Origin of the sequence: Pseudomonas sp. MWU13-2100, assembly GCF_023242365.1 — a bacterium.
In the GTDB taxonomy this organism is placed as follows: Bacteria; Pseudomonadota; Gammaproteobacteria; order Pseudomonadales; family Pseudomonadaceae; genus Aquipseudomonas.
Genome location: NZ_JALLIX010000038.1, coordinates 1 through 17,926, shown reverse-complemented (window position 1 = coordinate 17,926; position 17,926 = coordinate 1). Strand labels below are relative to the sequence as shown.

Genomic DNA, 17,926 nt, shown 5'->3' with positions numbered 1-17,926 from the left:
TCATGACGGCGACAGTGATTTTCGTGGTTTATATAGCGGGCCTGATCCAGGAGAATCGGGGTTAAATGTAAGCGCTATGTAATAAATAATACCGTTCGGTCACAGAAGGACTGATTATCCCCGTTGGGACGAACTTTCTTGGGGGGGATTTATACAGGGGGACGCTTGGAAAAGTTAAGCTACCAGATTTTGTAGGTGTGAAGTCTTTACGCCCAGCTTAACCTCCGCGCGCTGTTTGGATAGGAGGCCAAACATAGGCCTTGCGCCATCACTGGGCAATGCCGCAATCGCAGAAGGCCATTAACTAAATATGAAAGTAGGTCGCTCTATAGTTAGCGCAAAAGGTTATGGCTTTTTTACGGTTGTCCCCATTGACAGCGCGATCAGCTGGACTAGGATGACAAACCGATTCTCATCTTGGGTAGCTAAAATGGAATTAGCACAGCTTTGGGTTTGGGATCTTTACTTCTATTCGCTTTTTGCCAAAGCCATGAACATGGAGGAGTTTACCGGCATCGCGCTGAACGCCATCACCGATCTGAAATTCGATTTTTATGCTTATGGGCTGTGCAGCCTCACGCCGTTCATGCGGCCGAAAACCCACCTGTACAGCAACTACCCGGCGCAGTGGGTGGAACGTTACCAAAGCATGAACTACGCGGTGGTCGACCCTACGGTGAAGCACAGCCGGCTGGCCTCGACGCCGATCTTGTGGAGCGACGACATCTTCAAGGGCAGCCCTGGCCTGTGGTCGGAGGCCAATGATTCGCAGCTGCGCCATGGGCTGGCCCAGCCCTCGTTCAATGCCCGAGGGCGGGTGGGGTTGTTGAGCCTGGCGCGTAAAGACAAGAAGATCGGCGCCCAGGAGTTTACGGAGCTGGCACCTATCACCAAAGCTTTTGCCGATGCCGTCTATGCCAAGTTGTCGGATCTGGAGGGTATGTTGGAGCGGGATAATGATGTCGTGTTTACCGAGCGGGAAAGCGAAGTATTGCGCTGGACGGCGGATGGCAAGACGTCAGAAGAGATTGGCGTGATCATGGGCGTGTGTACGGATACGGTTAATTATCATCACAAGAATATTCAACGCAAGATCGGCGCGAGTAATCGGGTGCAGGCGGTGACCTATGCGGTGGCGCTGGGTTATATCTAACTAAGGTTCGATGCTTGTTGCGGAACAGGGTTGTCAGGCCTGTTCTGCAACAGGGCATTCGGCGTGTCAGGCGATTTGTTTTAATTCCTCGTGCATAAATAACGCGGGCGCAAGACTGCTGAAATGACGTTTACGCTCCGTCGGCAGTTGTATCGCGACAATCTGTTCATCCTGATGGCGGATCATCTCGCCGAGGCGTTCATAGTGGACGCCGTTCTTTCTGTAGTAGCGCTCCATGATCTTGCTGACAATCCCGACGATATATTCGGCACCGGCGTGATGCGCGGTTTCCAGGCACTTCCAGAACAACGGCATGGCCAGCTCCGGGCTTGAGGTGGTGAAGCGGGTCATTTCCCAGATAAAGGCGCTGGCTGGCACACCCTCGGCGCAGGTGTGGCTGAAGACACCTTCGAGCAGGTTGGGGGCGGTGGTGGGAGTCAGTCGGGCACAGCCGATCAGTTCGCGGGCCGGGTTGAGGGCCAGGAGGTAACGAGCGTGGGCGTGGTCGTAGGCGTCCCATTCGCACCCCGGTGCATCCGGCGGCAGGGGCAGTTGCCAACCCAGCTTCTCGACAAACTGCTGATAGCGGTATCGGCCGAGTGACAGCCGCAGACTGTCGCTCATTGAGGACAGGGTGTGCTCTTCCATGTGCATAAGGGCTTCTCTATCGATAAAGGACGGCGGGCGTCGATTTATATAGAGCAGAGGTGGGGGTTTGGCACCTACCAGATCTGGTAGGGGTGGGGCTTTGGGGGGCGGTCTTAGATGGTGGGGCGATTAGAGCGTTTCACTGTTTGGGGCGGTTTCAGCGTTTGCTGAAATAGGGGGAATGAGTGAAACCGTTTGCTTGACCTCACGTGCGGCTCAGCAGCGTTCAACCAGGATGCGAAATTGCCTTCTTAAAAAACTCATATTTCCCACGGGTTTCAGGCATGGGAGAATATTGCGTGCGCCAAACGCCAGGGCTACTGTTCAAGTGTCGCTGCAAATTCAGCGATACGGGCTTGGACACCCGGGGAAATACAGGGCGCACAGCGCCGCGAAAGCGGCTTTTTTGTCTTCGCTTTTTATGGCGAGCTGTGTGCGGGACACTTTCGAGTGTGCCGGGTTACCTGTTTTCCCGGTTGTCCAACCTGCGCACAGTTCGCCACCCATTCGCTTGGACACGAACGTGGTGAACTCCTTTCACAAACAGGAGATTCAACATGGACAAGAAACTCGTTCCCGATCCGCCGGTCGTTCGTAAAGCTCCCAGTGCAGCGGAGAAAAGCATGTACCTGAGTAAAGTCGTTGAGGTCCCCTTCAGCAACGGGGAGCCGGAGCCATCCAGCACGGCTCGTTTGCTCGATACCCTCGCGCTCACTTGCTCCAAACCAGTCATCCCCGAAGATCCCTGCAAGCCTACGCTGTTTGCCATACAGCCTGGCGTGACTGCCCAGGATGCGTTGGCCTACGTGTCTCGATTGCTCGAAACGGCGGAACTCAATGGTGATGAGATCAGTCTTCATACCAACCCCGTCGAGCGGGCGCTGTTCTGGGGGATGCTGCATTCGGTGGAGGTAGCGCGTGCGGTGGTGGATGCCCTGCTTGAGGGGGCATCCCCGTCTCATTAGACATTGCCCATTTTGGACAACCATCCGATTGATTGAGGTGGCATTGGTTGGGGATGTGATCAGTAGATTGGACCGCCAGCCACACACATGAAGCAGTATCTGATACTCCGGAAACGCCAAAGCCCCGCATTCCGAGGCTTTGGCGGTAAGGTTCGGCACCAGGAGTCGAATATAAACCTAACTTATTGTTTTTATTTAATATTTATAAAGATTCTTAAATTTCTATCTCTAAATTTATCCTGAAATCTAGCACATCTCTCTCATTCGAAGAGTGCGATGCCAGCTGCGCCTTTGCTAGCTGCTTGCAAGGTAGACCAAGCTTTAGCTACTGTCTGGCAAGTGGCCAGCTCCTTGGGTCATGTAACCCTTGGCCAGCGGTGAGGCTTGACTAGCATGGATGCAAATAATCCGCTTAAGCGATTAAGCTCATTAATATCAGCCTCTTACACATCGATAGTTCTAATTTTGTTGATAGCTAACTGACTATTTTATGTCAGGGGCTAGATGTGTCTGATATCTAATTGCGGCGCAATTTATTTTAATACAAGGATAGGTTTATGAAAGTAGTAAGGATCGAAGTTAATAATTTTCGCTTGCTGAAGAGGTTCTCTCTTGACCTCGAGAGCAATCTTTCTCTGGTGTTGGGTAAAAATAATAGCGGAAAGACTTCGCTGCTCTCTGCATTAGAGAAGTTTATAAATTCTTCTGAAAAGCATAAAATAGTTTTTGACGATTTCAACGTCGATTTAAAAGCCGCCTTAATTAAATTGGTGAGCGGGGCTGACCCGATAGGTCCAGAGAATGCCTATATCCCCTTGGGTATAACGTTAAAGTTATATATTGAGTACGATGGTATCGATAATTTGTCGCCAGTAAGCCAGCTGATAATGAGCTTGGATCCTGATGATAATCATATAGTGCTTGGGTTTGAGTATCTGGTTAGCTATCCGCAGTTAACGGCGATGCGGAATGATTACAATGATGTAAAAGAAAAATATGACAACGATTCGAGTTTGTTTCTTAAGGAAAATCAACACATTTACTTTGATCAAGTCAGGAAGAAAAGTTTTTCCTATAGTGATCCGGATGTGTTCACAGACTTAACTAAAGAAAATATTAGTTTGGCTGATGTTATTTCATTTAGATCTATCGGTGCGAAGCGGAGTGTTACGAATAAAGATAATGATAAAACACTCTCTTCTCAGACTGCAATCATATACAAAAAAACATCTGAGAACCAAGAGCAGCAAGAGGCTGTCGAGGGCTTTAAGAAGCAACTGCGTTCGACGGATAAGGAACTGAGCGAAATATATCAGGATATGTTTTCTGGGTTATTGGGGAAAGTTGCAAAGTTTGGCGGATCTAGATTGTCTGAGACGCATATAAAGATTGCATCCACCCTGCAGCATCGAGAACTGTTGGATGGAAATACAACTGTGATGTATACCCACGATACCCATGATCTTCCAGAACACTTTAATGGGCTTGGCTATATGAATCTAATCAGCATGATTTTTGAAATAGAAATGCTGATGACTTCTTTTCGGAGATCTAGTAAAGAAAATCCTGCTGCAATTAATTTACTTTTTATTGAGGAGCCGGAAGCGCATACACATCCTCAGATGCAATATACTTTTATAAAGAATATAAAGTCCCTGTTGAAAGAAAGCAGGGTGAGAGAAGATGGAGTGGAGATTCATCTTCAAACGATTATCAGCACTCACTCATCTCATATAGTGGCAGAGTGTGATTTCGACGATATCAAGTATTTGAGGAAGTCACCTCTTGCTAACAGTGTGGACGCAAAAAATCTTAAGGCGCTCAAGTCGGAGTATTCGTCCGATGATGTGAATGACAATGCCCAGGCTGAACTACACTACAAATTCCTTAAGCAATATCTTACGCTGAACAGAGCCGAGCTATTTTTTGCTGATAAAGCAATACTTATCGAGGGTGATACTGAGAAGATTCTTCTACCAGCAATGATGAGAAAGTTTGACCAAGAGCTTCCTGATGCTGGCGCTATACCTCTACTTTCACAGAATATTTCAATTGTGGAGGTAGGAGCACATGCTCAAATTTTTGAAAAGTTTATCCATTTTATTGGTATTAAAGCTTTAATTTTGACTGATATAGATAGCGGGATTAAAGAATTGCTTTTTGAAAAGGATGGAGTTACTCCCCAGCTATACAAAAAAGGCACTCAGAAAATAGAGACTATAAAATGTCGTCCTGATGACCCGGCGGCAGACCATACAGCTAATGGATCGTTAATATTTTATCACGGCAAGGTCAGAGAGGATTTGGGCTACTTTACCTCCCTTAATATTGAAGGTAAGGCTTTATCTAAAGTCGGAGGCGAATGGAAGGTCGATGTCGATGGCTGTGTTTTTCTAGCATATCAGACCAAAGACGATGGCTATCATGGAAGAAGCTTCGAAGATGCATTCTTTTCGCTAAACAAAGCACTACTTGGAACTGACTCTGAAAAATTTCCATCTCTAACGCCTAAGTGGTTCAACAAATATATAAATGGCGAGTGCGATGCATTTGAGTTTGCAGAGAAGGCAGTTGGCAAAAAGCCTTCGTTAGCGATTGAAATCCTGCTTAATAGTATACCTGATAAAAAATCCGACTTTTCCAATTGGAAGACTCCTCACTATATCCAAGAGGGCCTGGAATGGTTGCGCAAATGAAGAACTTAGAGGAGGTTAGTGACGAGGCGAAAAAGATTCTTGATACTATCAGTGAGGGTAAGAGTTTTTTACTGAGTGGCGGTGCTGGAAGTGGTAAAACTTACTCTTTGGTAGAGGTTATAACGAATCTGGTTACCCTCAAGCCTTTGGCACGCGTAGCGTGTATTACCTACACCAACGCTGCGGTGCGGGAGATTGAGGGCAGAGCCAGCCATCCAAATCTGCACGTTTCTACGATCCATGACTTTCTCTGGGGAGTAATCAAACATTTTCAAGTAGAGCTAAAGGAGGTTTTGTTAGCGCTGATTAATGATGACGAAATGTCAGGGTTTAAAGTTTTAGATGGCAACGGCGAACCAGAAAAATTAGATACTATTGAGGGAGATGTTAGGTATAAGGAGTACGTAAAATTTAGGGAGGGGGTAATTTCACATGATGAAGTTATTGTACTTGCTAACGAGATGTTTAAAAGGTACGACAAACTGTGCCGGATACTGAAAGATTGTTATCCATATATCATGGTGGATGAGTATCAAGATACTCAGGCGGAAGTTGTAGATATACTTCTTACGCAGTTGACTAGAGTTGGTGATCCAAATGTTATTGGTTTTTTTGGCGATGCAATGCAGGCAATTTATGATGAAGGCGTTGGTGATTTAGATGCTTACAAAGGGGAGGGGGTTGGGCAGGTTAGAGAAATAAAGAAAGAAGAAAATAGAAGAAATCCAAAAAATGTAATCGATTTGGCAAACAAACTTAGGAATGATGGGCTTTTCCAAGTTCCTTCTAAAGATTTAAATGCTCCAAATATGACCAGTGAAGGTGGTGTAAAAGATGGTCATATACAATTTCTATATTCATCCAATGATGACGTTAATATTGTAAAAGAATATTTGGGTTGGGAGTTTTCCGAGTCATCAGGCGCGAAGGAACTAAATCTCACTCATAACCTTATCGCTGCCAAAGCAGGGTTTAGTGAGTTGATGAGGATTTATGATGGCGATAAGATTTTAGAGTATGTCCGTAGGATCAAAAGTTATATTAAGAAAAATGAGCCTGCTTTTAACTCCGAGGGAAAAACGTTCGGAGAAGTATTGGCCGAGTTGAAGTATGAAAAAACTGGTAAAGCCTTAAAATACGTTGATCCGACAGACGGCATGGCGATATATATTGCAGAACACCAAGCTATATATGATCGAGCGCTGGATTTCTCATATGGTGAGCTGGCTTCTTTATATATTGACAAAGACCAGCTTATAGACGATCAGAAATCTGATCGAAGTGAGCTGGGGCGTGGCGGTGGTAATAGGGATGACCTGATAAAACATTTATTTAAAATACAAAAAAATGTCCAGCTTTACTTGGATGGAAGTTTTAATGAGTTTCTTCGCGTAACTGAACATGCGGTCACATCTAAGAGTGATAAAGTTAGACTGAAGGAGAGGATTGTCAATTTATCTAAAGTCGATGATAAAACAGTACAGCAAGTTATCGATGAGGCAAATGTAAGTGGCCTTGTTAGGGTTGACGATCGCCTTCAATCATTTATAGAGTCGAAACGTTATATTTATAACCAAGTGGCCTCGCTTCCATTCTCTCAATTTCAGAAATTATTTGAATATCTTGAAGGATTTACACCATTCTCTACTCAGCATAAAACCAAAGGTCGAGAATTTCCTGATGTTCTGGTTGTTCTGAACAATGGGCGGTGGAACTCCTATAACTTTGATTATTTGTTTGCTGATCGTATGGATAAAGAAAGTGTGGTGAATAGGACGCGTAAAATTCTATACGTATGCTGTACCCGTGCAAAATCAAATTTGGCTTTATTTTATCACTCCCCATCTGACGCAGTTGTTGAAAAAGCGAAGGACTGGTTCGGCCATGAAAACGTAAAAAATCTAGATTAGCTTGTGATGCTGGAAGGCAGTGCCTGATATATCTGGGGGTCTGGATAAGTCAGGCAGTGCTAATAAAGTTCAGACGCATATTTAATCGGTGACACTTTTAGTTAATTTTTAACGTTTAAATGCTGTAGTTGTAGTGTGTTCCAGTATCGTAATCGTACAGAGAAATATTTTTTCCATTTATGGTTCCGCTAAAATATTTTTTTGTGTCGTAGTCATAGCCATCAAATTTCTTTCCGTTCATTTTGAGATTTACATGTTTTGAGTTGTTGTAGTCATAGAAGTCTAGTGAGTTGTTGTTGCTTCCAGAAAAGAAGCTAGATGTTGTATAGTCATACCCTTCAACTTTACCGTTTGAGATGCTAGCTGAAATATTCCTATGGCATGAAGTCGAGTAGTCGTAAATAGAACTTATTTTTTTCTGATTTTTGGCAGCGCCGACTATGGCGGCGACCCTAGCTCGCGTTGTTTCTTTCATGTGTCAAATCTCCATTTTTTACTTAATCGCATAGCAATTAACTCTGCAGTCAGCTTATAGTAATAACGTGTGGACGCGGCTCGATGTCGTATTTTGCTGCACAAAAACCATAGCACATGCTTTCTTTGCCACGTCCATGGATTGTCTCGGTGCCAGCGCACAGCTATAGCTGCTTGGATGGCTTTTGCTTGGTGTAGGTGGCGCTGACGTGTCGTTTGCGATCCGCTCGTGACTCCCGCGAGGAATACCTCCATATCGAATGGCTTGCTCATGCTCGGCCACCGATGTAAGCCGAAACTACGTCGATACGACCGTGCCCCAGCTCATAGCTGATTTGTGCGCGTGCCTCCTGATCGAGGTGTTTGTCGAGCTGGTAGCAACTACCTCCCTTGATTGGCGCAAGTTGGTTTGTAATCTGCTCATACCGTTCGCATGCGTAGGCCGCACGCAATTCGTGGAATCCCTTGAGGTTGTGCGCGTGAAGGATGTCCCGTGCAGGGCGGATGATTCGCTGTTGAAAGTCTATGTAGCTTTCGTTGAGTGCAAGCAAGTTGTCGCTTCCGACGGGAGAGGCCTGCTCGGCGTACGTGAGCGCTTCACGAATATGATTATCCACCCAGATCCAACGAGGCGCCGATGCACCTGAGCGGCCACCTTTGGTGCCATCTTGAATGTTGATCTTGCCGTATCGTTCGGCTTCCCTTTGCAGTCGAGGAAGATCAGCCAAAATGGCCTCTCGCAGGCGCATGCCGGTTGCTCGCGCCAACTGAGCGATGGCCGCGGCGCGCGGCTGCAGATGTTTGGAGAGGACGTCGACTATACGTTTTACGTGATCGCGGTCCTGGCCTTGCGGAGGCATGGTGCGGACGCTGGTGCGCTGCATCCCAAGCGCCTTGCTCGGACTCGCCATCCTTACATACTGATCACCGCGAAGCGCTGCCATGGTTCTGTTGACGCTGGACAATCGGTTTTGCGCAGTCGCGATGGCAAGCTCACCATGTTCAACTTGCTGGCGTAGGTACCCGGCGTAGTCCAGCAAAGTCTGCCGATTGATCTTCCTCGCATCGTTGAATCCCGGCCCACCTTCGGACAGACACCAGCGCACAAACGCCCGCCAACGATCACTGTGCGCTTTGACCGTGCCGTAATGCCCGCCGCCAAATAGATCTTTCAGCGCCTGCGGCCCGGCATAACTCAGTTGTCGCCCATAGCCAAAATTGCGTCCATCTCGCCTGCCCACCAGTGCCATGATCGAACACCTCTTGAAGCCAAAACTTTTAAAACCTTCCCCACGTCATCCCGCCAAGAATGTTGAGTGTTATCAGGGATCAAGGCCCCTGCGACCGATCGTGTCCCGGGAAGTGGTGTAACTGAACCAACCGAAGGCGCCCAGCGGGCGAAAGAGGTTGGTCATCGTGGTTTTTGGCTAACGTTGAGTTTGCGAAGACCAAACCTTCACCAGGAAAACCACGATGACCAAGTCCACTATCGCATTGACCGAGCTGGTTGAGAAAGGGGCAGACGCCGATCTGCTCAAGCAAATGATTCAGTTCGTTGCCCAGCGCATGATGGAACTCGATGTCGAAGGCCTCTGCGGCGCCGGCTTCGACGTCAAAAGCCCAGACCGGGTGAACAGCCGCAACGGCTACCGGGATCGCCTGTGGCAAACCCGCGCCGGAGACGTCGACCTGAAGATCCCCAAGCTGCGCCAAGGCAGCTATTTCCCTGGCTTCCTTGAACCTCGGCGCACCGCCGAGAAGGCCACGGAGAAAAGGTGACCGATTTATTTTCTACCTTTGTCGAGTCTTCCGATCTGATTGACAGTCCCGCCGCCCATATCTATCAGCTCATATCCGAAATCTAGCTACAGGCCTTGCATCACTCTGCACTTGGGAAACGTCGAACAGCCCCAGAATTGCTGCCCCGCCTTCGGGCCAGAATTCACTGTGCGGATCACTAGAGCACTACCGCATTTCGGGCATTTCCGCTCGGCTGTCGGGTCGCTACGGCGTTTCAGATTTTGCACATGTTCGCGGTGGGTCGCGAGGGATGGCGTGCGCCGGCTGGTTTGCAGGGCCTGCATGAGGCCGTCGACCTCGGCCTCCGTGAACACCCTCTGCTGGAATGACTTGATGTAGCGAATAAAGCCAATGCCCTGGGTCACGTTGGCCGGCATCTGAGTCTTGAAGGTACTGCCGCCGACGAAGGTGATGACCGAGTGCAGGTGCTCGGCGCTGACGCCAAGGGTGGTTTCCAGGGCTTTGAGGTGTTTGTAGTTCTGCCGCAGCGGGTTCTGGAACTTGAACAGGCGCCTGTAGAGCTTTTGCGTCCACTGTGGCTGCTGCTCGCTGCCAAAGATCCAGCCGCGCATGTTCTTCGTTTCCAGCACGAAGACGCCGTAAGGCGAGAGGAAGACGTGGTCGATCTGCGTGGTGCCGTCAGGTGTGCTCAGGGTGACGTTGTGCAGGCGGCGGTAGGTCTGCTTATCCAGTTGCCAATGGGCGAACAGGCGCACCAGGAGTTCGCCGATGTACCCCTTGGCCCAAGGCGTCTTGAGCAGGCCGATCAGCAGTGCCGGCGGGATCAACCAGCCAAACGTGCTCCAGAGCTGCGCGATGATGGGGGTGAAATCCATTTCTTAACCTTCAGCAATTCAAAGAGTCCTTCAGCGCGGAGTGCTTGTAGCACCGCTAGCGGCTGTTTTGGCGGTGGTGATGCAGGTGTTACAGGTCGCGAAGCTAGCGACCAACAAAGCATGAGCCATCATATTGATATTGTCGGTGTTTAGACAGCCGGAATTGACCAGGCGCTTTCCGTGCGGGAGATGCTGCATTCGGGGGAGGTGACGCGCGCGGGGTGGATAGGATCTGCACCTAGGTAGGCATGGCAGCCAAGAATAAGTCTGGTTCTCTTTAACTGGTCTTGTTAAATTTTATTGTTGCTCGAGTTTAACGGAAATGCTCGACTCGTTTGAGTTTTGGCTTGCGCCAGGCAACCTGGTTGAGGCGAGAGCAAGTTTGCTATTGTTTTTGTGTGCTTTTTGTAAATAGGTTGTCCCACTCCTGAATCAAGAATATGTCGCGATAATTCCTTTCGCACAAAGATTGAAGTTTGTTGAGTTGTTCCTGGTCTGTTTTAGACAGGTTTTTGATTTCGACAGCTGGGCATTCGTCTCTTTTTTCCAGCGTGGGCATTAAAAGTTTGTTTGAGTGCAGCATTCTAAATGCCGGGGCGCTCAATTGGTCGCCGGCCTTTGACGTAAAGTGAATCGGGGCACTGACGTCGATGATTTCGACAGCCCACTTTCTAATATCATCATCTCCACCCGTGCGGGGTTCTTGTAAGATTTTCAGAGCCATTTGGACGTAATCTTTACGTATTCCGGTTTCTGAAATCGAACGTTGCGCACTCCAGCCAGCCGCTGCAATTATCAAGGGTATTACTATTAAGGCAAATGTTTGTGCCAGCTTATAACTCTTGTCAAGCGTCGATTCGGCAAGCGCCTTTTTTAATGGGGTTTTATAATGTCTTCTGAGACGAAGGTGGTTTTGCAACGGTATATTCCTTTCCGTAGGAAGCTCATATTTTCTGCCTTTGCCGAATCCATCGATCTCAGCAATGGTCCATGGTACCCAAATCTATAAGCTCATGTCCGAAAGCTAACTATAGGCCTTGCCTCACTCTGCACTTGGGAAATTTCGAACAGCCCCAGAATCGCTGTCCTGCCTTCGGGCCTGAGTTCACCGTGCGGATCACCAGGCCGCTGCCGCATTTCGGGCATTGCCGCTCGGCGCTTGGGTCGCTACGGCGTTTCAGGTTTCGCACAGGTTCGCGCTGGGTCGCAAGGGATGGAGTGCGCCGGCGGGGTTGCAGGGTATGCATGAGGGCGTCGACCTCGGCCTCGCCTTAACCTTCAGCAATTCAAAGATTCCTTCAGCGCGGAGCGGTTGTAGCGCCGCTGGCAGCGGTTTTGGTTTTGGGCGCGCAGGTGCTACAGGTAGCGAAGCCAACGACCAAAGAACGCGGTGACCATGATGGGCAGCACCTTTATCAACGCTCAGCAGATCGACTACGAGCAGTTCCGCGAGGAAACACTGGGTATCGTCCGCTATGTCAAAAATCACTCGCAACCCAAGGCCGCTCCATGACCTCTATGCGGGACGCAAGTCCGACGCCGAGTTGACGGAAATGGTGTTGCTGATGCTGGGCGTGGAGAGCGCCCCCCTGTCCGGCAAAGGCCCCGAGGTGGGAGCGCAATCGGGTAACAATGGGGTCGCCTGGCCATAAACATATCCATTTGCCTATCGCTTATCGTTAAGGGGGAAACGCTGCCCTGTCTTTCATGGGGCTCGTTCACCCAATTACCCCTTCGAATTTATTTTCTATCACATGTTCAGCCGAAAATACCGGGTCTCCATCCAGCGAGCATATAAGCATCGTGGCGAGCTGTCCTTCACCCTCCGCTCTGCTGAATACGTTCAATAGGTCCATGTCCGATGAGTAACGGATGGTGTAAATCGCATTATTTTTGCGTTCAATTCCATGATAGGTCAGCTCTGCTTGAGGTTGGCTTGGCACCCTGGCACAGGCAGAACATAAAATTACAACAATCATAAGCAAGAAGCGCTGCATCATTTCGAAAGCACCTCGTAAATGCTTTGCGTTATGATTTTATAGGCTGAGTCGCCATTGTTGAGCTTTGCTGTCAGCAGGGTAATTGCTTCCGCGTGGTTCGTGTCTACGCGGGTGTTGATGTCGGGGCCGGCGGTTATTTTCCACTTCTCCCCCATCCAAGCCACAAAGTCTGTAAAGTTAGAGCTTGAAGGGTGGGCTACAACATTTATCCATTTTTTTGCTATCGGTGCAGGTGTGTTGCTATAGATGTTCGAGCTGAACTCCAGAGTCGGGCTCTCCCCGACGGGGTCTAGCGTCACCAGTATCCGTACGTCATACCCTCGGTCGCTGAGAATCTTTGACAAGTGAGCGCCATTCCAGCCACCTAAGCTATGGCCCACAATGTAGATCACTGTTCTTTTATTTGGGATCACCGCGATGACATTTTTTTCTATATTGTCGTTGCCGAAAATTTCATAATACCCTAGGTATTCTACGTCGAAGTCTTTTTGTCGTTCTGGTTTTATGTTGCTGAAGGAGGATTTTTCCAAATAAGGTTTCGCGGGTTGAATGTTGTAGTTCGGCCCGCTACCTAGAAATCTCTTTTTGTCACCTGCTCCATCTATTAGAAACACAACCACCTTGATTACGGGTGACGGTACTGGAACCAGTTTGATTTGAGCGTCATTGACCGGTGTCAGTGTATGGGTCGTTGCAAGGCTCACTGTATTTCCGTTAGGCAGCACTATTTTTTCCGCTTCCATGGAATCAATCCTCCCCAAACAGCTTGATATTCTAAGCTAGGTGGGATGCGATCATATGGGTGTGGCCCACCGAATCACTCTCAACATGTTCATTACTACCGTCGGCGCGTTAAATACCATAAGGGTAAAGAGAACGCATTTATTTTTCCTCAGACTACCTGCCTGGGCAATGAGCCGTTGGTGGCTGCGAGGTCTGATCTCCCTCGTAAAAAGGCAACGCCGCCCGAAGGCGGCTTCAATTGACACGCAGTCGAGCTTGCATCGCCCTTTCTGCGCCGCAGGATCAACCAAGCGCGGGATCACTTGATTGCAATCACCGGCGACGGTCCTCGGACCACCGTCCGGTGGCAAGCGGCGGTGCTGCGCGCCATCAGCGAACTGATGCGATACAGCGCCACCTGCATATCGGGATTTCGCCATGTTCAAGGTCACCCCCAACCAGCGGAGCGAGATCGAACACGGGGCGTTGTTGATCAGGATGCCTCTTCATTTTCAACGTCGATAGACACCTGGTCGGCAAAGGCTATCTCAAAATTGATATGACCTACCGAGCCCAGATGATCGTCTCGCTGGGGTACACGACATCGACCGACGATGCTGATCTGCGGCATGAAAGGACGCGTTCGGCGCCTGAAATTTCGGGGAAAATGAAATAAGACATGCCTGCTGAAAGGCCTTATTTGTGCCTGTTTTAACCTGATGAAACGTATCAGCCAGCAACAAAAATCCATTTATATTGAAAAAAACAGAATTTTCTCTTGATCCTGAAAACCCATTGGCCTACAGTAAAACCACTGTATAAACATACAGTCAATTAGCGAGTACTTATCTGAATGTTTGAATCCATGAGGTAACACAAATGAAAACCATTACTGAAAAACTTGGACAGCTCCCCCACCAACCCAGCCTCTGGACACGCGCCGATGCGTTGAAAGTTCATGCGGATGATCCCACCACAACCCAGCCGCTGGTCAGCGCCGATTTCCCGGTGTTGAACAACGAAGTCTTCATTTGGGACACCATGCCGCTGCGCGACATGGACGGTAACATCGCCTCCGTCGATGGCTGGTCGGTCATCTTCACCTTGACCGCGGGTCGTCATCCGAATGACCCGGAATACAAAGATCAAAACGGTCACTACGACATCGTCCGCGACTGGAACGACCGCCACGGTCGGGCAAAGATGTATTTCTGGTTTTCCCGTACCGGTAAAGACTGGGAGTTCGGTGGCCGCGTGATGGCTGAAGGCGTTTCGCCAACCACTCGCGAGTGGGCCGGTTCTCCGATTCTGTTGAACGATAACGGCGATGTGGATTTGTACTACACCGCCGTTACACCGGGCGCGACCATCGTCAAGGTACGGGGTCGCGTGGTCACCACTGAACATGGTGTCAGCATGGTGGGCTTCGAAAAGGTGAAACCGCTGTTTGAAGCGGATGGCAAAATGTACCAAACCGAAGCGCAAAACCCGTTCTGGGGCTTCCGTGATCCATGGCCGTTCCGCGACCCAAAAGACGGCAAGCTGTACATGCTGTTCGAGGGTAATGTGGCCGGTGAGCGCGGGTCGCACAAGGTCGGTGAGGCAGAAATCGGCGATGTGCCACCAGGCTATGAAGACGTTGGTAATTCGCGCTTCCAGACCGCCTGCGTCGGCATCGCCGTGGCTCGCGACGAAGACGGAGACGACTGGGAAATGTTACCGCCGCTGCTGACCGCAGTGGGCGTCAATGACCAGACCGAACGTCCGCACTTCCTGTTCCAAGATGGCAAATACTACCTGTTCACCATCAGCCACACGTTCACTTATGCCGACGGTGTAACCGGCCCGGACGGTGTGTATGGTTTCGTCGCCGATGAGTTGTTCGGCCCTTACGTGCCGCTGAACGGTTCCGGCCTGGTACTGGGCAACCCGTCCTCCCAGCCATTCCAGACCTACTCGCACTATGTGATGCCGAACGGTCTGGTGACCTCGTTCATCGACAGCGTACCAACCAATGAAAGCGAAACCGGGATGCAAATGCGTATCGGCGGTACCGAAGCGCCGACGGTGGGCATCAAGGTCAAGGGGCAGCAGACTTTTGTGGTGGCCAAGTATGACTACGGTTATATCCCCCCGATGATTGATGTAACGCTGAAGTAAAACTGGAAACACATAGGGCCTTCAGGCACCGGGTTTGACTCGATAACAAACTCGTTGTGGATATGATCGAGATATCCGCGCGCCTGACTCACTGCGACTTGATCGGGAGCCGCATTGAACAATGCGTAACACGACCCTTCGTCACTGGCTGCACGGATGCAGCCAGTGGCGGGTCTCCCCCCTGAGCGACACGCTTTATCTAATTCCCCGCCGCGTCCATCAGCCTCTTATGACACTTCGAGTGCCTGCCGTTTGTTCAGGTTCCAGGCAGTGAGTGACAATCCCAAGGCCACGCTGTCAGTCATTTTTTTTGATTGAGGAGTCAGACTCAACAGCCAAGAGCACAGAAGCCTACACATCCCCGATTTTTGATTGGCTTGCGACTATGGATCGTCAACGGTCTAAGCCTTGGATAAAAACGGATATTTTACTTTATCAATTTATATCCGAAAACTGGCTACAGGTTCTGTCTCACCTACCTTATTGCTACTCGCGAAGATTCGTTCATCCCAAGGCAGCAGCGCCCGCCAGAAATAAAGGGGTTAAGAATCGGGCTTAACTGAAATCAGAAAATCTAAAAAACTATCAGAATGGGTAGGTTTTTTAGCGTCGGAAAGCTGTTAAATTTCGATTGCCTTGTCACGCTGTTTACTGCAAATGAAACGCTGGGCTTTTAATTGCTGCAACGAAGTTTGTAGTGAGAGAGTGTTCGGTGTTGTTCATCGTTTTTTGAAAGAAGTTAATGTGACTGGCAAAGATAAAACCTAACTGCTCAATGTCGGCTCGGGCACTGCCACTGTAATGCAGCTCCATAACCCACAGAGGCTGGATGACTATAACAAGACGGACGACAAGGTACGGCTACAGGGGCATCTGTGATTCGATGAAATGAGGAAAGAGGATTGAACATGAAGTCTGATTTGGCGTATGACTGGTTGTTTCTGGCGGGTATCGGCAACTCCGGGCCAACTCATTGGCAGCGCCATTGGGAGGCCGAGCATCCCAATACCCTGTGGCTGGAGCATCGTGACTGGGATAGCCCCAGCCGTGACGAATGGGTCGGTGAGTTGCAGCAATTGCTTTCGACCTGTCAGCGCCCGGTAGTGGTGGTCGCTCATAGCCTGGGCTGCCTGTTGCTACTGGAGTGGGCGGCGGAATATGCGCCAGCTCCGAACAAGGTTTTGGGGGCATTTCTGGTGGCGGTGCCTGATCCTCGTAGTACCAGGTTCCCCCAGGAAGCCACTGGCTTTCGCCCGGCCGAGGATTTTGCCAACCGCTTGCCGCTGAGCATGGTCGCCAGCGAAAACGACCCTTATGGCGCCTTGGAATATGTCCAGCACAGCGCCCGGCAGTTGGGGTGCGAGTATGTGAACGTCGGGGCACTGGGGCACATCAACGGCAAGTCGCAGTTGGGTTACTGGCAGCCGGGATTCAGCCTTCTACAAGATTTTACTCGGTCGTTGATAGCTTGAGTCGCTCTGCGCAGTCGTCCGACCGGGCGTCTGCGTGGTCCTACCGATCAGGCCGACGATATGTCTGCACGCACTACGCCCTTGTCCACATCTCACCTTTTTGTCTCAGCGTTATCATCCTGCTTCGGGGGGCGCGGCGTTCAGTCAATCGCCTCGTATTCCATCTAGACCTGGATGATCTGCATGGACAATGCTTGCACCACTGCGGCGCTACGGCTGGTCACGCCGAATTTCCTGCGAATGTTCTTGAAGTGAAAATCCACATTGGCTTCCGAACAGTTACAGATGTTGGAGATTTCCCAACTGGTTTTGCCAATTGCGCTCCATTGAAGAACCTCTTTTTCACGTCTTGTCAGTCGAACTGCATTGGCCGTCTTGGGTATGCAGAGAAATCTCAGAGCGCTTTGCAAAGCGGTGTCCCTGAGCCAGGAGAGTTCGCGCCAATTCGCCTGGATCACCATTTTGGCGGCGTGCTCATCGACCCCATCGATGCTCAAGCCAAAAGTGCCGAACTGGCCTTGGGGACCATGCAGGGCCAAGGTCACACCATTGATCAGCCCATGGCTGCCAGCTTGTTCGCGCAGCTCCCGCTGATTGCTACTGGTGTACAGCCGATCGGTCCATATCACCGGCAGAACACTGTGCATGCAGTGCCGCTCCAGCGGATCGATCTTGGCATAACCGGCGCGATCATAGGCCTCGGTCCAGGATGTCGGGAAATCGCCGATGACCAGGGCGCTGCGACCGTCGGCCTGGACGCTGGATCTCAAACAGAACAGAAAACGGCTAAATCCCAGGCACAAGACCCGCTCCTTCATGCAAGCACGCCATTCGTTAATTGTGCTGATCCGATTGAAGTCCGAGAACGATTCGATAGGTGATGGTGTTGCTGTCGAAAGGCCACAAGCTGGCCGGCGGCAGCCTCCCTGAAGATGCTCTTCAGGGCGCGTGGGTGTCATTGGCACTGGCCGTCAACCACAGGTGCAGCTCCGTCTTGAGAAGCTCGCCATAGTTGTTCCTGAGCAGTACGTTGCGCAGCTCTGTCGGGTAGATCGGCGCATCGCCATAGATGATGGTCTTGATGCCCTT

At 49.9% G+C, this 17,926-nt stretch carries 15 protein-coding genes and 2 pseudogenes; 8 read left to right on the top strand and 9 right to left on the bottom strand.

All coding sequences use genetic code 11. The annotated features are described in order from the left end of the window. Window positions 1-430: 430 nt before the first annotated feature. The gene (locus M5B99_RS22565) at window positions 431-1,153 is read left to right on the top strand and encodes an autoinducer binding domain-containing protein (RefSeq protein WP_248806079.1); all 723 of its coding nucleotides are present in this window, start codon (window positions 431-433) and stop codon (window positions 1,151-1,153) included. A 66-nt stretch (window positions 1,154-1,219) separates the two neighbouring features. Here M5B99_RS22565 and M5B99_RS22560 read toward each other — a convergent pair whose 3' ends face one another. Beyond that, the gene (locus M5B99_RS22560; protein WP_248806078.1) at window positions 1,220-1,807 is read right to left on the bottom strand and encodes an acyl-homoserine-lactone synthase; all 588 of its coding nucleotides are present in this window, start codon (window positions 1,805-1,807) and stop codon (window positions 1,220-1,222) included. A gap of 617 nt (window positions 1,808-2,424) precedes the next feature. Between M5B99_RS22560 and M5B99_RS22555 the strand changes: the two genes are divergently transcribed. The 3 genes from M5B99_RS22555 (at window position 2,425) to M5B99_RS22545 (ending at window position 7,372) form a co-directional block, all read left to right on the top strand. After that, window positions 2,425-2,766 (top strand): hypothetical protein, encoded by a 342-nt coding sequence (locus M5B99_RS22555; protein ID WP_412548757.1) that lies wholly within the window; start codon window positions 2,425-2,427, stop codon window positions 2,764-2,766. Window positions 2,767-3,323: 557 nt separating this feature from the next. Then, complete coding sequence (locus M5B99_RS22550) at window positions 3,324-5,462, top strand: ATP-dependent nuclease (protein WP_248806076.1); 2,139 nt, start codon at window positions 3,324-3,326, stop codon at window positions 5,460-5,462. After that, window positions 5,447-7,372: an ATP-dependent helicase gene (locus tag M5B99_RS22545; protein ID WP_248806075.1), complete on the top strand. Its 1,926-nt coding sequence runs from the start codon at window positions 5,447-5,449 to the stop codon at window positions 7,370-7,372. The genes M5B99_RS22550 and M5B99_RS22545 overlap by 16 nt, the downstream gene beginning before the upstream one ends. A gap of 115 nt (window positions 7,373-7,487) precedes the next feature. On the opposite strand, the gene M5B99_RS22540 is transcribed toward M5B99_RS22545, so the two are convergent. Together M5B99_RS22540 and M5B99_RS22530 are read right to left on the bottom strand one after the other, a co-directional pair. Further along, window positions 7,488-7,847 (bottom strand): hypothetical protein, encoded by a 360-nt coding sequence (locus tag M5B99_RS22540; RefSeq protein ID WP_248806072.1) that lies wholly within the window; start codon window positions 7,845-7,847, stop codon window positions 7,488-7,490. 268 nt (window positions 7,848-8,115) lie between these two features. Then, window positions 8,116-9,096, bottom strand: a complete 981-nt coding sequence (locus M5B99_RS22530; RefSeq protein ID WP_248806070.1) for an integrase domain-containing protein — start codon at window positions 9,094-9,096, stop codon at window positions 8,116-8,118. Window positions 9,097-9,319: 223 nt separating this feature from the next. On the opposite strand from M5B99_RS22530, the pseudogene M5B99_RS22525 reads away from it, so the two are divergent. Continuing rightward, window positions 9,320-9,610 (top strand): annotated as a pseudogene (locus tag M5B99_RS22525) (transposase); the annotation flags it as partial. Window positions 9,611-9,711: 101 nt separating this feature from the next. On the opposite strand, the gene M5B99_RS22520 reads toward M5B99_RS22525, so the two are convergent. From M5B99_RS22520 to M5B99_RS22510, 3 genes and pseudogenes are all read right to left on the bottom strand, one after another. After that, window positions 9,712-10,482 (bottom strand): nuclease-related domain-containing protein, encoded by a 771-nt coding sequence (locus M5B99_RS22520; RefSeq protein WP_248806069.1) that lies wholly within the window; start codon window positions 10,480-10,482, stop codon window positions 9,712-9,714. A gap of 385 nt (window positions 10,483-10,867) precedes the next feature. Then, window positions 10,868-11,401: a hypothetical protein gene (locus M5B99_RS22515; RefSeq protein ID WP_248806068.1), complete on the bottom strand. Its 534-nt coding sequence runs from the start codon at window positions 11,399-11,401 to the stop codon at window positions 10,868-10,870. Window positions 11,402-11,510: 109 nt separating this feature from the next. After that, window positions 11,511-11,750: pseudogene (locus M5B99_RS22510) on the bottom strand (topoisomerase DNA-binding C4 zinc finger domain-containing protein); the annotation flags it as partial. A gap of 207 nt (window positions 11,751-11,957) precedes the next feature. On the opposite strand from M5B99_RS22510, the gene M5B99_RS22505 reads away from it, so the two are divergent. After that, window positions 11,958-12,134 carry a hypothetical protein gene (locus M5B99_RS22505; protein WP_248806067.1) on the top strand — a complete coding sequence of 59 codons (177 nt, stop codon included), beginning with the start codon at window positions 11,958-11,960 and terminating at the stop codon, window positions 12,132-12,134. A 66-nt stretch (window positions 12,135-12,200) separates the two neighbouring features. On the opposite strand, the gene M5B99_RS22500 is transcribed toward M5B99_RS22505, so the two are convergent. Then, complete coding sequence (locus tag M5B99_RS22500) at window positions 12,201-12,482, bottom strand: hypothetical protein (protein WP_248806065.1); 282 nt, start codon at window positions 12,480-12,482, stop codon at window positions 12,201-12,203. Then, window positions 12,479-13,225 carry an alpha/beta hydrolase gene (locus tag M5B99_RS22495; RefSeq protein ID WP_248806064.1) on the bottom strand — a complete coding sequence of 249 codons (747 nt, stop codon included), beginning with the start codon at window positions 13,223-13,225 and terminating at the stop codon, window positions 12,479-12,481. The genes M5B99_RS22500 and M5B99_RS22495 overlap by 4 nt, the downstream gene beginning before the upstream one ends. 859 nt (window positions 13,226-14,084) lie before the next feature. On the opposite strand from M5B99_RS22495, the gene M5B99_RS22490 reads away from it, so the two are divergent. Continuing rightward, entirely contained in the window at window positions 14,085-15,365 is a 1,281-nt protein-coding gene (locus M5B99_RS22490; RefSeq protein WP_248806062.1) for a glycoside hydrolase family 68 protein, read from the top strand. A gap of 908 nt (window positions 15,366-16,273) precedes the next feature. Further along, complete coding sequence (locus M5B99_RS22485) at window positions 16,274-16,837, top strand: RBBP9/YdeN family alpha/beta hydrolase (RefSeq protein WP_248806061.1); 564 nt, start codon at window positions 16,274-16,276, stop codon at window positions 16,835-16,837. Window positions 16,838-17,001: 164 nt separating this feature from the next. Here the strand turns inward: M5B99_RS22485 and M5B99_RS22480 are convergent, their stop codons facing one another. Next, window positions 17,002-17,796 carry a helix-turn-helix transcriptional regulator gene (locus M5B99_RS22480; protein ID WP_263860619.1) on the bottom strand — a complete coding sequence of 265 codons (795 nt, stop codon included), beginning with the start codon at window positions 17,794-17,796 and terminating at the stop codon, window positions 17,002-17,004. Between the last annotated feature and the right edge of the window lie 130 nt (window positions 17,797-17,926).

Bases quoted from the DNA above. Each gene is read 5' to 3' on its own strand.
- M5B99_RS22550 (WP_248806076.1), top strand. From the start codon at position 3,324: ATGAAAGTAGTAAGGATCGAAGTTAATAATTTTCGCTTGCTGAAGAGG.
- M5B99_RS22490 (WP_248806062.1), top strand. From the start codon at position 14,085: ATGAAAACCATTACTGAAAAACTTGGACAGCTCCCCCACCAACCCAGC.
- M5B99_RS22555 (WP_412548757.1), top strand. From the start codon at position 2,425: ATGTACCTGAGTAAAGTCGTTGAGGTCCCCTTCAGCAACGGGGAGCCG.
- M5B99_RS22560 (WP_248806078.1), bottom strand. From the start codon at position 1,807: ATGCACATGGAAGAGCACACCCTGTCCTCAATGAGCGACAGTCTGCGG.
- M5B99_RS22545 (WP_248806075.1), top strand. From the start codon at position 5,447: ATGGTTGCGCAAATGAAGAACTTAGAGGAGGTTAGTGACGAGGCGAAA.
- M5B99_RS22565 (WP_248806079.1), top strand. From the start codon at position 431: ATGGAATTAGCACAGCTTTGGGTTTGGGATCTTTACTTCTATTCGCTT.
- M5B99_RS22480 (WP_263860619.1), bottom strand. From the start codon at position 17,796: ATGACACCCACGCGCCCTGAAGAGCATCTTCAGGGAGGCTGCCGCCGG.
- M5B99_RS22485 (WP_248806061.1), top strand. From the start codon at position 16,274: ATGAAGTCTGATTTGGCGTATGACTGGTTGTTTCTGGCGGGTATCGGC.
- M5B99_RS22540 (WP_248806072.1), bottom strand. From the start codon at position 7,847: ATGAAAGAAACAACGCGAGCTAGGGTCGCCGCCATAGTCGGCGCTGCC.
- M5B99_RS22530 (WP_248806070.1), bottom strand. From the start codon at position 9,096: ATGGCACTGGTGGGCAGGCGAGATGGACGCAATTTTGGCTATGGGCGA.
- M5B99_RS22505 (WP_248806067.1), top strand. From the start codon at position 11,958: ATGTCAAAAATCACTCGCAACCCAAGGCCGCTCCATGACCTCTATGCG.
- M5B99_RS22520 (WP_248806069.1), bottom strand. From the start codon at position 10,482: ATGGATTTCACCCCCATCATCGCGCAGCTCTGGAGCACGTTTGGCTGG.
- M5B99_RS22500 (WP_248806065.1), bottom strand. From the start codon at position 12,482: ATGATGCAGCGCTTCTTGCTTATGATTGTTGTAATTTTATGTTCTGCC.
- M5B99_RS22495 (WP_248806064.1), bottom strand. From the start codon at position 13,225: ATGGAAGCGGAAAAAATAGTGCTGCCTAACGGAAATACAGTGAGCCTT.